This window comes from Achromobacter sp. NFACC18-2, from assembly GCF_900108985.1.
Taxonomy (GTDB): domain Bacteria; phylum Pseudomonadota; class Gammaproteobacteria; order Burkholderiales; family Burkholderiaceae_B; genus Achromobacter.
On the sequence record NZ_FNYM01000019.1, the window covers coordinates 24,173 to 39,345 of the forward strand.

13 protein-coding genes, 1 tRNA gene and 1 pseudogene are annotated in these 15,173 nt (G+C 66.1%); 2 read left to right on the forward strand and 13 right to left on the reverse strand.

The genetic code is table 11. The features are described from left to right. Window positions 1-52: 52 nt before the first annotated feature. Entirely contained in the window at window positions 53-856 is an 804-nt protein-coding gene (locus tag BMW75_RS29785) for a BPSS1780 family membrane protein (protein ID WP_254792117.1), read from the forward strand. Window positions 857-862: 6 nt separating this feature from the next. Here BMW75_RS29785 and BMW75_RS29790 read toward each other — a convergent pair. The 11 genes and pseudogenes from BMW75_RS29790 to BMW75_RS24375 form a co-directional block, all read right to left on the reverse strand. Further along, window positions 863-1,096: pseudogene (locus BMW75_RS29790) on the reverse strand (DUF192 domain-containing protein); the annotation flags it as partial. Further along, window positions 1,093-1,965: a type II secretion system F family protein gene (locus BMW75_RS24330; protein WP_092582220.1), complete on the reverse strand. Its 873-nt coding sequence runs from the start codon at window positions 1,963-1,965 to the stop codon at window positions 1,093-1,095. The pseudogene BMW75_RS29790 and the gene BMW75_RS24330, both read right to left, overlap by 4 nt. Window positions 1,966-1,977: 12 nt before the next feature. Next, the gene (locus BMW75_RS24335) at window positions 1,978-2,823 is read right to left on the reverse strand and encodes a type II secretion system F family protein (protein ID WP_092582221.1); all 846 of its coding nucleotides are present in this window, start codon (window positions 2,821-2,823) and stop codon (window positions 1,978-1,980) included. Then, the gene (locus tag BMW75_RS24340) at window positions 2,820-4,511 is read right to left on the reverse strand and encodes an ATPase, T2SS/T4P/T4SS family (protein ID WP_092582222.1); all 1,692 of its coding nucleotides are present in this window, start codon (window positions 4,509-4,511) and stop codon (window positions 2,820-2,822) included. The genes BMW75_RS24335 and BMW75_RS24340 overlap by 4 nt, the downstream gene beginning before the upstream one ends. A gap of 4 nt (window positions 4,512-4,515) precedes the next feature. After that, window positions 4,516-5,877 (reverse strand): type II and III secretion system protein family protein, encoded by a 1,362-nt coding sequence (locus tag BMW75_RS24345; protein ID WP_092582223.1) that lies wholly within the window; start codon window positions 5,875-5,877, stop codon window positions 4,516-4,518. Further along, window positions 5,874-6,677, reverse strand: a complete 804-nt coding sequence (gene cpaB / locus BMW75_RS24350; RefSeq protein WP_092582275.1) for a Flp pilus assembly protein CpaB — start codon at window positions 6,675-6,677, stop codon at window positions 5,874-5,876. The genes BMW75_RS24345 and cpaB overlap by 4 nt, the downstream gene beginning before the upstream one ends. Continuing rightward, on the reverse strand, window positions 6,674-7,411 hold the full coding sequence (locus BMW75_RS24355) for a hypothetical protein (protein ID WP_092582224.1): 738 nt from the start codon (window positions 7,409-7,411) through the stop codon (window positions 6,674-6,676). The genes cpaB and BMW75_RS24355 overlap by 4 nt, the downstream gene beginning before the upstream one ends. Continuing rightward, entirely contained in the window at window positions 7,408-8,025 is a 618-nt protein-coding gene (locus BMW75_RS24360) for a TadE/TadG family type IV pilus assembly protein (protein ID WP_092582225.1), read from the reverse strand. Before BMW75_RS24360 ends, BMW75_RS24355 begins: the two co-directional genes overlap by 4 nt. Further along, on the reverse strand, window positions 8,022-9,440 hold the full coding sequence (locus BMW75_RS24365; RefSeq protein WP_092582226.1) for a pilus assembly protein TadG-related protein: 1,419 nt from the start codon (window positions 9,438-9,440) through the stop codon (window positions 8,022-8,024). The genes BMW75_RS24360 and BMW75_RS24365 overlap by 4 nt, the downstream gene beginning before the upstream one ends. After that, a complete protein-coding gene (locus BMW75_RS24370; RefSeq protein ID WP_076521703.1) occupies window positions 9,437-9,703 on the reverse strand; it encodes a hypothetical protein in 267 nt (88 codons plus the stop codon). The genes BMW75_RS24365 and BMW75_RS24370 overlap by 4 nt, the downstream gene beginning before the upstream one ends. Before the next feature lie 331 nt (window positions 9,704-10,034). Beyond that, entirely contained in the window at window positions 10,035-11,528 is a 1,494-nt protein-coding gene (locus BMW75_RS24375; RefSeq protein WP_175493258.1) for a glycosyltransferase family 61 protein, read from the reverse strand. Window positions 11,529-11,715: 187 nt separating this feature from the next. Here BMW75_RS24375 and BMW75_RS24380 point away from each other — a divergent pair, with 187 nt between their 5' ends. Further along, window positions 11,716-12,444 carry an N-acetyltransferase gene (locus BMW75_RS24380; protein ID WP_217646966.1) on the forward strand — a complete coding sequence of 243 codons (729 nt, stop codon included), beginning with the start codon at window positions 11,716-11,718 and terminating at the stop codon, window positions 12,442-12,444. A gap of 92 nt (window positions 12,445-12,536) precedes the next feature. Here the strand turns inward: BMW75_RS24380 and BMW75_RS24385 are convergent. Beyond that, window positions 12,537-12,615 (reverse strand) — tRNA-Ile (locus BMW75_RS24385). Window positions 12,616-12,623: 8 nt separating this feature from the next. Next, the gene (gene rpoD, locus BMW75_RS24390; protein WP_092582229.1) at window positions 12,624-14,891 is read right to left on the reverse strand and encodes an RNA polymerase sigma factor RpoD; all 2,268 of its coding nucleotides are present in this window, start codon (window positions 14,889-14,891) and stop codon (window positions 12,624-12,626) included. Between the last annotated feature and the right edge of the window lie 282 nt (window positions 14,892-15,173).

Here is a 15,173-nt window from a genome sequence, read left to right on the forward strand (position 1 = left end):
CCCCCATAATGGGAACAGCGCCCCCCTTGAGAGAACTCCCCTTCAGAGAGCCATGCAAGCAGCATTTCTACCCGCGACGTCCGGCTGGCTTTGGGTCCGCGACGGTTTCCGTCTGTTCCGCAAGCAACCCCTGGCCATGTTCACCTGGGCCATGGCCATCAGCCTGCTGGTCGTCTTTGCGTCCGCTACGCCGCCGGTGGGTCCGATGCTGGTCGTGGCCCTGATGCCCATCATCACCCTGATGACGCTGTCGGCGTGCAAGCACGTAGAGGCCGATCGCGTCATGCTGCCGTCCATGTGGGGCAAACCGCTCAAGCAGCCGGGCGTTTTCCGAAAGCTGTTTCTCATGGGCGCGCTTTATGCTGGGCTGTGCCTGGTGACGGGCCTGCTCATCTTCCTGCCTTTCACCGACGCCATGATGGAGGGCATACGCATCGCTTCGGTCGAGCAAAGCGTGGAGCCCATCCTGTCGGCCATGGCCTTGCCGCTCATGCTGTTCGCGATCTGCTATGTGGTGATCGCGGCGTTGTTCTGGCATGCACCCGTGCTGGTGGCCTGGCACGGCCTGCGCCTGACCCAGGCCCTGTTCTTTTCGGGCATCGCGTGCTGGCGCAACAAGCTGCCGTTCCTGGTCTACGGCGCCTGCTGGATCATGGTGTTCCTGTTCATCGACCTGTGCGCCGGGTTACTGGTCGCCATCGGTTTGTCGCCGCAGTTGGCGGGCACCCTGCAGATTCCATTCAACATTGCGGCGGGTGGCGTCCTTTACTGCAGCTTCTATCCGGCGTACACCTCCGTGTTCGGCATCCATAGCGCCGGCACGCATTTCGACAACGGCAACAGCGCGCAGGCATAGCGCCACGCGCCACGGCCCGAGCGCCCGGCGCAACGCCACCACCTGGCCGCCCCGGCCGATGAACGCCACGTCGATGGCGTAACGCATGCCGAAGGTGTGCACCGCGGCGCACGGCATCAGCAGGATTCCAGTCCGCGGGCTGGGCGCGACGCGCCCCAGCAATCCCCGCATCCGGCCCTGCCAGCGCCTGACGGCCAGCAGGCGCAGACGCCCTTCTGGCAGGGGTGCCGGCCGGCTCATTGCACGCTTTGCAGCAACTGGACCGCGATGGGAAAGGCCAGCACGATGAACGTGCAGGGAAAGATGCAGCCGATCAAAGGCAACAGCATCTTTACCGGCGCCTGCATGGCCAGTTGCTCCGCACGCAGTTGCCGCTCGCTGCGGCACTGCGCCGCTTGCGCCCGCAGGACCGGCCCCAGGCTGGCTCCCAAGGCTTCCGCCTGCGCCAGCGCCGCCGCCCAGTTGCGCGCAAGCGGGCTGTTGCTCCGGTCGGCAAGCGCCTTGATCGCGGCGATTCTGGACACGCCGGCGCGCATCTCGGCCAATGCATCTCCGAGCGCATCGCGCAATACCCCGGGCGGCCCGCTCTGGGCGGCCAATTGCAGTGCGCCCTGAACGCCCAAACCGGCTTCGACGCAGAGCGTCATCATGTCGAACACGAAAGGCAGGTCCCGTTCGATGGCAAGCCGCCGCTTCGTGCCCAGCCCCTTGAGCCACAGCGCCGGCGCGATTCCGGCTACCAACCCCGCCGCGCCCGCCCCAGGCATCCACACGATGCTCCCGGCAGGCGCCAGCGCCGCGGCGGCGGCCGCCCCCATGCCGCCGGCGGCGATCGCAGCGCTGCCACACAGCGCCACGATGTGCGCGTAGCCGACGCCCGCCGGCAAGGCGGCCTGTTCGATCAGCCGTGTCAGCCGCGACCGCCAGCGCCAGGAACACAGCGGCCCTGCCAGCGGCGCCACCGCCGCGATCCAGGGCCACGCCGCCCGCCACCACCACGGCATGGCGCGGGCAGCTTCCGGTTCCTGCGCCAACAAGGGTTTCAACAGCACCCAGGCAAGCCAACCCGTCCCCGCCGCCGCCGCGAACATGCCCAGATAAAGCCACATTCCCGTTCCCCTTCAGATATCGATCCGCATGACGCGCCGGATCAGCAACACGCCCGCGGTCTCCAGCACCGCCACGATCGCCAACACGCCCCACCCCATGGGCGTGTGCCAGAGCAGCCCCATGATTTCCGGCTCCAGCCGGTCAAGCACCGCCAGCAGCGCCAAGGGCAGCGCGCCCACGATCCAGGCCTGCAGCCGTCCCTGCGAGGTCAGCGCCAGCAATTTGGCCTGCAACTGCAGGCGAGCCCGCAATGTCTGGGCAATGCTTTCGAGGGCCTCCGCCAGGTTGCCGCCCGTCTTGGCAGCGATGCGCATGGCCGCCACGACCAGCGACGTCGAATCGGCGGGCATCCTCGTATGCAGGTTATCGAGCGCGGTATCCCAGGAGACACCCAGCCGCTGCTCGCGCAGGATCAAGCCGAACTCCTGCGCGAGCGGCGCCCCGCTCTGGTCAACCACATGCCGCAGCCCGGTCGTCAATGCCACGCCGGCGCGCAACGCGGAGGCGAGCATCAGCAGGGCCATGGGCAGTTGCTCCTCGAAGCGCCGGGCGCGCCGGCGCCGCAGTCCATCCACGACCATCCGCGGCACGCGCGATGCCAGCACGGCAAACAGCGCCGCCGCCAGGCCGCTGCCGGTCGCCGAGAAGGCCACCCCCGCCGCCACCACCCCGCAGCCCACGGCGCCCACCCACAACTGCCCGGGATCGATGAACAGGAACACCTCACTTAGCCGCACACCCGCTTCCTGGGTGTAGACCTCGCGATATCGCCGAAGCGCGGGCGCGAACCAGCTCTGCGCGCGCCACGCCAGCAGGCCGGCGCACAGCATGGCGGCCGCCGCCGCGAGCCAGATCACGCCAACCCCTGCGAATAGGCCGAGGAACCGACGGCGGGGGCCCCCTTATCCGAGAACCATCCCCCATCCAGGCTCACGCCCTGCTCCGCCCACTCCCGCGCAAAACTGGGCAGCGCGCCGCACCCCTGAAAACCCCGCGCGCGGTCATAGCGGAACAATTCCTGCAATTGGATGCGGCCGCTCTCCATGCCGACCACCTCGACGATGGATGTCACGATGCGGCGTCCGTCCGCCAGCCTCGCCTGCTGCACGGCAAGGTCCACGCTGGCGGCGATATGCTCACGAACCGCCGACAAGGGCAGGTCCAGTCCGGCCATGAGTACCATGGCCTCCAGGCGGCCCAGCGCATCGCGCGGCGAATTGGCGTGCAGCGTGGTGAGAGAGCCTTCGTGGCCCGTGTTCATGGCCGTCAGCATGTCGAACGCTTCGGCGCCTCGGCATTCGCCCACGACGATGCGGTCCGGCCGCATGCGCAACGCGTTGCGCACCAGTTCGCGAATGTCGATGCGGCCACGTCCCTCCTGGTTGGCCGGACGCGCCTCGAGCGCCACCAGATTTTCATGGTTCAGGCGCAGCTCCGCCGCGTCTTCGATCGTGACCACGCGCTCGGCGTCCGGAATTTCGTTGGACAGGATATTGAGCAAGGTCGTCTTGCCGGCACCGGTGCCGCCCGAGACGACCAGGTTCTTGCGCATCCTTACGCACAGCGCAAGAAACTGCGCCATCTCGTTGCTCAGCGCGCCGAGCGCAATCAGGTCGGGCATCTGCGGCCGCCGCTGCGGGAACTTTCGTATGGTCAGGCTGGCCCCTTTCATGGCCACGGGAGGAATGATGGCGTGCACGCGCGATCCATCGGGCAGCCGCGCATCCACCATCGGCGAGCTTTCGTCGATGCGTCTGCCCAGCGGCGTCACGATGCGTTCTATCACCCAGCGCACCGACTGTTCACTGGTGAACACCGCCGGCTCACGCCACAGGCGGCCGGCCCGCTCGACATAGATTTCATCGTAGCGGTTGACCATGATTTCCGTAATGTCGGGCGCTGCGAGCAGAGGCTCCAGCGGCCCCAGGCCCACGGCTTCATCCAGCACCTCGCGGCACAGGGCGGCCTTGTCGGCCTGCGCCGGCAGATCGGCGTCCGCAGCCACGATCTGGGTGAGCAGACGTTCGGCTTCCGCGCGCAGCATGCTGTCGCTCATGCCCGCCACGTCGCGCCGACGCAGGTCCAGTGCGCCCAGCAAGGCCGCATGCAGGCGGCGGCGGTCGTGCAGCCGGTGCAGCACGGACGGCACGGCGATCGCCGGCGCGACGCTGCCCGCTACCGCCAGCGACCGCGCGACAGCGGGCTCAGCGATGACCGGCGCGCTTCCCGGGGCGCCGGCCGAAGGCACCTCATGCGGCGTCGCGGCCGATACGCGCAGCCGACACGGCCCGATGAGGATCTCGTCGTCGGGCAATACGGGCGAGTGCCGCACCACCCTTGCGCCGTTGACCATCGTGCCCGCCAGCGTGCCCAGGTCTTCGAGCACAATGGCGTCGTCTTCGCGTAGAAGCCGGGCGTGCTGGCGCCCGACTCTCCAGGTCGGGATGCGCAATGCGCAATGGGCGCCCCTGCCTATCAAGACCGGCACGGGCAGTTCGAGCCGGTGCTCGGCCGCGTCCTCAAAGGTCAGTTCGATCTTGAGCATTGCGTCACTCCGGCAAGGTGGAACTGGGGTGCGGCCAAGATGCAGCCCACTGCGAACCCACACCGGAGTAAGGATCCCAACCCGGCGCATCGGCGGGCGCCACCGTTCCCAGCCGTGGGGGATCCGGAAACGCAGCCTGGAGTGTCTCGCGCCCGCGCCGCACGCGGTCGGCCATGGCCTGCTCGCCTTGCGACACGATCTTCGGCGTCACGAAGATCGCCAGTTCGGTCTCGCGGCGCTGATAGCGACTTGAGGAGAACAATGCGCCCAGGATGGGAATGTTCTGCAAGCCCGGCAAGCCACTGACGTCATTTCCCTGTTCGCGCGACAGGAATCCGCCGATGACCAGCGTGTTGCCGGACCGCACGTTGAACTCGGTGGACGCACGCCGGGTACGCAACGCCGGGCCGCCCGGCAGGCTCAGCGACGTGTCGATCGAGCTGGCCTCCACTTCGATCAACGACCGGATGACGCCGTTGCGGTCTATCCGAGGCGTGATGTTCAGCGACACGCCGTAAGGCTTGAACAGCGTGGTCGGATTGCCGCGCGCGTCGGTGGACGCATAAGGCACCTCGCCGCCGGCAAGAAAGGTGGCGCTGGCGCCGCTGCGGGCAAGAAGCTGAGGTTGCGCCAGCATGACGGCTTCGCCCGTTTGAGCCAGCGCCGCGATGCGCGCAGAGAGCAAGGCGTTTATGCCGAAGTACCCCGCGGCCGCCGACGCTGGCGCCGCCGTCTCGATGATCTGTTCGCCCGGACGGGCCATGCGGCCTCGGGACCCCGCGTCCCAGGCCAGCCCCGCATTGACGCCCCCCTGCGTCATGCCGTCCCACCGCACGCCAAACTCCTGCAACCTGGAGGTAGGTATTTCGACCACCTGGACATCCAACAGCACCATGCGGTCCCACCCAACATGCCCGGTGAAGTCCACGACATCCGGATAGCGCTGCGCCAGCGCCGCAATGCGGGAACGGTCGTCATCGGAAAGATCATCGCCCTCGATCAGGATGCGGCCGCCCACGCTTGAGCTGCGCGCCCCGGGAATACGCGACAACAGGCTCTGCACTTCGTCGCGCAGTCTCGGCGTGCCCGCCGGAACGACACGCAGCTCATAGGCCGCAATGCGGTCGCGGCCCGCCCAGACATGCACCGAGGACACGCCTTCGGCGCGCGCGAACACCACGACCTCGCGGCCTTCCGCCGCGACCGCGCTGACCACCTGGCCATTGCCGATTGCCACCCGCCGCACACCGGGATGCGGCAGGACGCGCGTTTCCCCGACCTGCATTTCCAAGGCTTCAGTGGCGGACCACGCAGGCGGGATGGCGAGACTGAGACCAAGTGCAAGAATGAATCGAATTCGGATCATGGCCGCTCCGTGTCGAAGCTTGCCCGGGCGTCCAGACGGTCGCCATAGAGAATGGCGACGCCGGGCGCGGGCTTGGGGTCTGGGTCCAGCCCGACGAGCGACGCCAGGTCACTCTGCGTGGAAGGATTGACGGGCGATGCGTCATCGCGATGACGCAGCATGGCGGTCAGCTCGCCGGCCTGCCGCGCGGCGATGAAGCGCATGGCTTCCTCCGGCGTGGCCGCCAAGGTGATATTGCCCGCTCCGTCGGTATCCGCCACGGTCAGCACGCGCATCCCCTGTAGCATCGCAACCGTGACCTCTCGTTGGCGATGGTTGAAGGTGACATAGATGTCAATCGCGTCGCCGGCCCTCAGCATGCTGCCCAGTCCGCCCAGGTCTGTCGCCGCCACGGTGAGCGCACGCTGGCCGGCCCGAAGCCGCGAGGCCAGCGAGGGAGCCGGCGCGGTGAAGGTCATGAAGCTCCTCAACAACGGCTCGCCATGCGCGACGTCGGCGATGAGCGTGGCGCCGAGCACGCTGCCCAGATCCATGGGATCGACGCTGGTGCCGGGCGCCCAGGGCTGGGGAATCTGGCGTACGGCAAGGTGCACTTCTTCCAGCAACGTGCCTGCCGGCAGGTCGTAGGCGGCCACGAGCCGGCTTACGACCGGCGTGCGCGCCTCGGCCTCCAGCGCCTGCACGCGCTGCTGTACGTGTTCGCGCACCGCCCACGCCGCGACCAGGCCGGCAAGCAGGGCCAATCCGTACACGCCGGTCCGTCTCAGGCGAGCAGCACCGCCAATGATCCAGGCCTTCATGGCGCCCACCCGACGGCGCGCACCCCGCTGCCGCCCTCCACGGGAACCAGCCACAGCTTCATGCGTTCGCGCTCGCGCGTCCACCATTGTCCCGCGCCGCCAGGGCGTACCGCCGGCAGGGCCGCATCCGCGTCGCGCTCCGGCGACCAACCGGCTCGCCGCAGGCCCACATCGAGCAGGTCGGCCAGTTCTTTAGGGGGCAGCGCATGCTGCCAGATGCGGTCAGACACCTTGACGCCGGCGTCCATCGCGGTCACATCCGACTTGACGCGCATGCCCTCGGGCAGCCACGCGGGCCGAGTGGCTGTCGGGGCCGCGCGCACGTTGATCGCCGAAAGGCTGCCCACCGTGCGATCCCCACCCGCCCCTTCCATCTGCACCACCCAGCGCTCAGCGCCGACGTGGCCGGACAGGATGAGTTGGCCGGGGAGCACGTGCAGGTCCGCCAAGGCAGGCTGTTGCGCCGACAGCGTGCGCGCCAGGGCCGAGGGACTTTGGGGCGCGTCGAACACCAGCACGTCCGCCGGCATGCCGTGCAGCCACAGGCGATCCGCCAGGCGTTCGCGCAGCGCCCCTGCGGGAAAGCGCAGGTCCTCGAGGCGCGTGACCCCAGCCGACGCGTGCACGCCCTGCGGCGATAATCCCAACACGCCGCAAAGCACGACGCCGGACGTGCGCGCGGCGATGCGCCCCTGCCTGCCGCATGGCGTCCGTACAGATCGGACTTTTTTCATCTGCCTTCCTCCGAGCGCTTGGCCAGCCGGTCGGCGGGCACCACATCCCCCCACGCGGACAACCAGTCCAGCGATAGCGACGGGCGCCCCCATGGACGATCCGCCCGATCCACATAGCCTTGCATCCGCCCGGCCTCGGACGTCGAGGTCCGGCTCGCCTGCAACCAGCCGGTAGTCGAGCCTGCGACACGGCGTTGCGCATCGGCGTCGCCGTGCGCATGGCCCGCCCCGCTCGCCACGCTGATGTGGCGAACGATCGGCAAGCCAAACGTGGCGTCCTCCGCGCGTGGCCGGGACCGGGTTTCCGCGGACAGCATCTTCATGCCCTGGCCGAACCACTCGTCCTGCAGCGTGGCGGCACGGGGCGAGGCAACGCCGGCCAAGACCTGAGCGCCGCGGGCGACGTCCATCCCGTCCGGCGCGCGCCAAAGCGTTGCCGGCTGCCCCCGTGCCGCCGCCATGACGGCCTGGCGACTGGCCTGGGTCGCGCGCTGGGCGGAGAACTGCAGCGCGCCGATGCCCGACACCGCCCACAGCAAACCCGCCATGAGGGGTAGCATCAGCAACGCCTCGATCACCGCCTGCCCGTCTTGGCGGGTCCGTATCTTCATCATGGGGCGCTCCTGGCCAGCAGGGCTTCCTGCGGCGTGACCGGAGACAGGCGAGCCTGCCAATAGGGCCGAAAAAGCGTGGCGAGCTCCTGCCGGCCGTCGGCGCGCCGCTCCGGACGCGTGAAGTACGTTTCGGCTGCGCTGCTGACCTTGACGGCGCTCGTCCGACCCAGCGCGGCGTAGTGAAACCGTCCCTTCGGCGGGGCCACGGCACTGGCCGCATCGGAGGTCTTCAGCACCGCGGAGTCCAGGCTGACCGCCACCGCGAAGCGCAATGGATCGGCGATGCGCGCCGCGGCGACTTCGCGATAGGCAGGCAAGCCGCCAGCCGGCCACCGCTGCGCCGACGCCATCGCGTACGAATTCGCCATCGGATTGGTGGCGCCACCAAAAATGTCCCACGACGTGGACTGCTCCACCCACCGCCAGAAATCCTCTTGCGAGAAATCCGCGGGGGCATCGTCGACGTATTCCACATCGTTCGGCACGCCACTTTTTTCTCCCTGCACCGTTCCCCACCCCATCGCGTACTCGCGGAAGTAGCAGCCGACCCAGCGATTCGAGCGCAAGGCGTGATAGGACTGCGTGTCCAGAGCGCCCCACCGGCCATCCGGTCCAAGCCAGGTCGACCCGCGCCGCCGCAGCTCGTGGCGATGCAGGGGGCACCGTGGATTGACCATCCAGGGATTGCGACGGGTCTGGCTGCGGCTGTCCAGGAAACCGTATCGCGCCTCAGCGCCTTCGGTGGCGGGCCTCAGGCCCGCGTTGCGCGTTGCCGCGTTGCGTTCCGTGTAGCGTGGCCACGCGTCTGCCAGCAGACGCAGCGTGAGGGGGGACGCTGGCGCCGCTGAGTCCCGGGTGATGCCCGGATGCGCCGGATAATTGGCGGCGAGCACCTTGCGCATCACGCGCTCCCGGGCTGCGGAGAAATCCGCGACGATCTCGCGGGCGGCCATTTCGAGGACCTGATGCACGACGCGGTCGTGCTGCGCGAAAGCGCGGGCCAGCCGGCTTTCTGCGTCCGCCGGCGCTTGCGCCGTCAGATAGGCTGCTCCCACGTCGGGGCCGAAGAGCATCGTAATGAGGCTGCCCGGCGGGTTGCCGCGGCGGCGTTGCGTCTGCAGCGCATGGAGATACTGCGCCGACGCCCCCAACGTGACCAGATGCGCCATGGCGACCTGATGCGCGATGTGGCTACGGTTCACATAGGCGATGGCATTGAGGGCGCGGGCCTGCGCCAGCGCGCCGCTGTAGGCCGCGGCGTCCGCCGCATGGGTCAGGCGGGTGCGCGCTTCCACGGTCTGGCCCAGGTTGTACAGGACGACGAGAGACGCCGCCCCCACCACGGCGACCAGCATGCCCAGGACCAGGGCCTGGCCTCGCTGGGAGTCGGCAAGCGTGAGCGAAGGCGCGCTCAATTTGCGCTCTCGGCGTTGCCGGTGAAGGACTTGAGCGATCGCGCCTTGGTCTGCGCCGCAGCCTTCTGAGCCGCCTGCTGCGCGGATCGGGATTGCGAGCTGCCGTCCTCGCCGGCGAGCTCGCGCGCCATCGCCGCGGTCTGCGATCGCACGACTTGCCCGAAGTACTGGTAGACCGCGATCGCCGCGACCGCGACCAGGGCCACGACCACGATGTACTCGGTCATGCCCTGCCCCAATTGACGCTTCCGATACCCCGACATGTCTGCTCTCCCGTGCAGTGAACGTGGAGCACAGTGTCGCCAGCGGGCGATGAGCCAACAATTCGTGGATGCCGAGGCGGACAAGTTCGTCCCGGCGCGTTGACTGGACGCCGCCTTCGTGGGAAACGCGCGCGTCCGGGGTTGCGCAATCCAACCCCGTTTATTGCAAGGGTTTCCCCTATTGCCGGCCTCCCAACCCAGCAGTAGATTGGAATTGCCGGGCTGTCTGACACCCATCGCGTGCGAAGCCGGGCAGGAGCGCCTCAGACTCATCTCGAGCTGGGGCGCTCTTCCATTTGGACTCCGCGTTTTATCGCCAAGGGCGCCTGGGCTATTGCCGCCCGAGCATGTGGCGCACTGCGCCCTCCAGTTCGTCTTTGGAAATGCCGAAGGATTCCTGCAGCAGATTGACGTCGCGATTGGTATCTTCGGCGCCGGGCGAATATCGCGGATGCTGGCCGGCAATCAGCATGTACTCGCAGCCGGCAAACTGCGCCAGGCTCGCCTGCATGGAATATCTTTTTCCGAAAGGCGATACGAAGCAGATCACCTTGCACCGCGGATCGCAAAACACGAGGTTGGAAAACGCCGCGCCGACTGCGCCCACCAGCACGGCCGCCGAAGCAAAGAGGCGCACCTGTTCAATGAACGACATGCCCGCCGTGTCCACGACTTCGAAATCCAGGCCGCGCAAGACGGCTTCCACTTCCTCGCCGTTCGTCACATTGCGTCCTTGCCGCCGCGCCACATAAATGCGACGCGTCGGCGGAGCGGCGTCCGCGCTGACGCCCGCCGCCGCCCAGGCGCGCTCGCGCAGGAACTTGAGGGAATCGACATTGACCGCAGACCCTTTCCAGAACGGCATATCGATGGAATCCGGGTGGTACGTCGGAATCGAAGGGATATGCAGCGTGTCCACATGCAGTAATGTGGCCTTTCGCACTTTGTGGATCGGCCAGTCCCCAGCGATCACAGCCAGCGATTCGAACTCCTGCGGGTACATGTCCGCATCGACCAGCAGGGGCGGACGGACCTTGTCCAGTTGCGTCATGGCGAGTTGAACGCGCGGGAGATACTCGATCAGCCAATGGAAATAGTTCGGACTGCAACGCCCGCTCAGCAGTATGCCCGCCTCCAGATTTTCAACATGGTCATAGCGAAACCAGGCGACGACACGATTGCGGCCTTTTCCCACGACGTGCAGAAACGGCCAGATACCGGCCACGAAGCCTTTGCGCTGGTCGGCCGCGGGTTCGTATTGCACAAGCCAGTCGTTCTTCAGGACCTGGAACCCGCCGATCACAGAGGCCTGCCGCACCGTCGCGATCCAGGACTCCGGGACGTCAACCACGCGATGGATCTCGCGCCCGATCTCTCCATAGACCGGCGGCTCAATAAAACCAAAGCTTGCCGGGCCAGGCAGACGACGCATTTCACCCGCGTCCTGGACCCGCACGCGCCGCAGCACCTTGCAGACCAGGGAATCCGGCGGGACGTCGATCAATATCTCCCGGATCATCTTATGCAGCTTCGTTGCCGACGCGGTCCTCGCCAGGTAGAACAGGCCGTCACGCGTCAGATCTGGCATTTCGGGATCGTAGAGCTTCCGGCGCTCGGGCTTGACTCGCAGCAAGCGGTACTGTTGCCTTCGCCACCACCACATGCGAAACCGATTGGGCAGCCGTCCTTCGGCCAGGCCGAACCGGTGAAAGTGCTCCGCCGCACTCATACCCGATGCGGCAACGTCCGGGTATTCCCGAAAATAAAACTTCTCATCCACGAAATTGAGGGCGTTGACGACGCAGCGGCGGAGAAATTGCTCCATATTTCGCATGGCTTTATGGCAAAAGAATGACAATCAATATACGCTAAAGCCTCGCCCATTCCACGCTAGGGCGCGCGACATATCGCTGCCCCCTGACGAATAGTCGCTCGCGACTGGAGGTAGGATATGGAAGTCGCCACGCTGGCCCCCAACTGAAACTTTTGCTTTATCACAACAACTTATGGCCATGAGCAAAATACATCCCACCGCGATTGTTTCCAATAATGCTGTCATTGGGGAGAACGTCGTCATCGGACCTTACGCCGTGATCGGCGACGTGACTATCGGTGAGGGCTCCATCATCCACCCGCATGTCGTGATGGCCGACGGCGTCCACCTCGGGCGCAACGTCGAAGTCTTCCCGGGCGCTTTCATCGGCAAAGAGCCCAAAGGCGCCGGCGCGATCGCCCGCCAGCCGCAATTCGAACGAAAAATCGTGATCGAAGACGAATGCTCGATCGGGCCGCATGTCGTCATCTTCTACGACGTCACCATTGGCGCGAACACTTTGCTGGGCGACGGCGCGTCCGTGCGCGAAAAATGTTCGATCGGCAGCCGTTGCATCATCAGCCGCTACGTGACCATCAATTACGACACGTCCATCGGCGACCGCACCAAGATCATGGACAACACCCACATCACGGGGAACGCCCGGATCGCCGAAGACGTCTTCATCAGCACCATGGTCGGCACGGCAAACGACAACCTGATCCGGGCGGGCTTCGGCGACCACATCACGGGCCCCGTTGTCGAAGCGGGCGCATTCGTCGGCGCGGGAGCCACGCTCCTTCCCGGCGTGCGCATCGGCAGCAAGGCCACCGTCGCGTCCGGCGCCGTGGTCACCAAGCCCGTGGAAGCGTCAACGACCGTGGCCGGCGTGCCGGCCCGTCCCATGAAGCGGGCGGCCGAAGAATGATGCAGGGGAGGTTCCAGGAACCTCCCCTTATTTTCTTTGCAGCCAAAAGAAAAACGCGGGTTGCGTGAAAACACGCAACCCGCGTCTATGCTTGGTAGGCCCCCCGAGAGTCGAACTCGGCACCAACGGATTATGAGTCCGCTGCTCTAACCAGGCATGAGCTAGAGGCCCGGAAAAATTTACTGCCCTTCCAGGAAGCTCTTCAGCTTGTCGGCCCGGCTGGGGTGACGCAGCTTGCGCAGCGCTTTAGCCTCTATTTGGCGAATGCGCTCGCGCGTGACGTCGAACTGCTTGCCCACTTCTTCCAGGGTCTGGTCGGTGCTCATCTCGATGCCGAAACGCATGCGCAGAACCTTGGCCTCACGCGGGGTGAGAGAGTCTAGCACTTCCTTGACGACGTCGCGCATGGAACCGTGCAGCGCCGCGTCCGAAGGCGCCAGCGTGGACGTGTCTTCGATGAAATCGCCCAGGTGCGAATCGTCGTCATCGCCGATGGGCGTTTCCATCGAGATCGGTTCCTTGGCGATCTTCAGGATCTTGCGGATCTTGTCCTCGGGCATGTCCATCTTTTGCGCCAGGGTCGCGGGATCCGGCTCGGCGCCGGTTTCCTGCAGGATCTGGCGGCTGATGCGGTTCATCTTGTTGATCGTTTCGATCATGTGAACCGGGATACGGATGGTGCGCGCCTGGTCGGCGATGGAACGCGTGATGGCCTGGCGAATCCACCACGTGGCGTAGGTCGAGAACTTGTAGCCGCGACGGTATTCGAACTTGTCCACGGCCTTCATCAGGCCGATGTTGCCTTCCTGGATCAGGTCCAGGAACTGCAGGCCGCGGTTCGTGTACTTCTTGGCGATCGAGATCACGAGACGCAGGTTGGCCTCGGTCATTTCGCGCTTGGCCTTGCGAGCCTTGGCTTCGCCGGTGGCCATGCGCTTGTTGACGTCCTTCAGGTCCTTCAGCGGCAGCACGACGCGGGTCTGCAGGTCGATCAGCTTTTGCTGAAGTTCCTGCACGGCGGGGATCTGACGCTCGAGCGTTTCAGCGTACGGATGGCCGGCGGCCACTTCGTCGACGACCCACTGGAGGTTGGTTTCGTTGCCGGGGAACACCTTGATGAAGTGCAGGCGCGGCATGCCGGCACGGTCCACACACGTGTGCAGGACGGCCCGCTCGAGCTGGCGCACTTCTTCGACCTGGTTGCGCAGCGTATCGGCCAGCTTCTCCACCATCTTGGCGGTAAAGCGGATACCCATGAGCTCGTTCTGGATGGCTTCCTGGGCGCGCACGTAGATGTCGGACTTGTAGCCGTCCTTTTCGTACGACAGGCGCATCTTGTCGAACTGCTTGCCGACCTCGTCGAACTTGGCCAGGGCCTTGACGCGCAGGTCTTCCAGCTGCTTGCTGGACATACCGCCCGCGGGGCCGTCATCGCTCTCGTCTTCGTCGGCGGTCACGCCGGCGCCGGCATATTCTTCGCCGTCTTCCGGATCGACCAGGCCGTCGACCACTTCGTCGATCTGCGCCTGACCTTCACGCACGCGCGTGATGTGGGCGAGGATTTCGTTGATCGTGGTCGGGCAGGCCGAGATGGCCATGACCATGTGCTTCAGGCCGTCTTCGATGCGCTTGGCGATCTCGATTTCGCCTTCGCGGGTCAGCAGCTCGACGGAACCCATTTCGCGCATGTACATGCGGACCGGATCGGTCGTGCGGCCGAAATCGGAATCCACCGTGGTCAGCGCGGCTTCGGCTTCGTCTTCGACGTCGTCGTCGTTGGACGCCACCGGCGCGTTTTCGCTCATCAGCAGGGTTTCGGCGTCGGGGGCCTGGTCGTAGACCGCGATACCCATGTCGCTGAAGGTGCTGATGATGCCGTCGATCGCTTCCGCGTCGACCAGGTCATCCGGCAGATGGTCGTTGATTTCCCCGTACGTCAGGTAGCCGCGGTCCTTGCCCAGCTTGATGAGCTGCTTCAGGCGGTTGCGGCGGGCTTCGTACTCTTCCGGCGTGACAGGGCCACGGGCGATCAGATCCTTGGGATCCGCCTTGCCGCGCTTGCCGCCGCGCTTGGGCGGCTTCAGGTCGGGCAGGACTTCGCCTTCGCCGTCCATCGGATCGTCGAAGCCGTCGGAATCGTTGTTGGCGTTCTTGGCGGGGCGGCCCGGGCGGCGGCCGCTCGGGGCGGGACGCGCACTGCCGACCAGGTCGGCCAGCTTGTCTTCGGCCTTCTTGGCGCGGGCCTTCGTTACCTTTTCAGGCTTGTCCGCGGCAACAGCCGTTTTGGCCGCCTTTTTGACAGCCGTCTTGGCAGCGGGCTTGGCGACCTTTACCGCCGTCTTGGCGGGCGCTTTTTCCGCGGCCATGCTGACGGCGCGCTTGGGCGCCACAGCCTGGGTTTCGGCCGCTTCAATTGCAGAGGAGGATTTGCCGGTGGATTTGGTCATAGTCGCTTCCGTGGTCGTCGCAACCCGTTCGGGCATGTTGCACCGCATATCACCCCGCCGGGCAAGGACCCGGCGCGGCATGAAATACGGGTAAATCTGGTGGATCGGCAGAGATCACGCGGCTGCGTTGTTCACAGCGCCAGCTCTTGCGAGCCCGCCGGGCGCCATCCTACGGTTCAATACCGTTATGGCGCATGGCGTGCATGACCTCATTCATCGACGGGGTTCCGGACATCGGGGGGGCTGCCTGCCTATAAATAGGCTTTGCTCGCTTATCGGGCC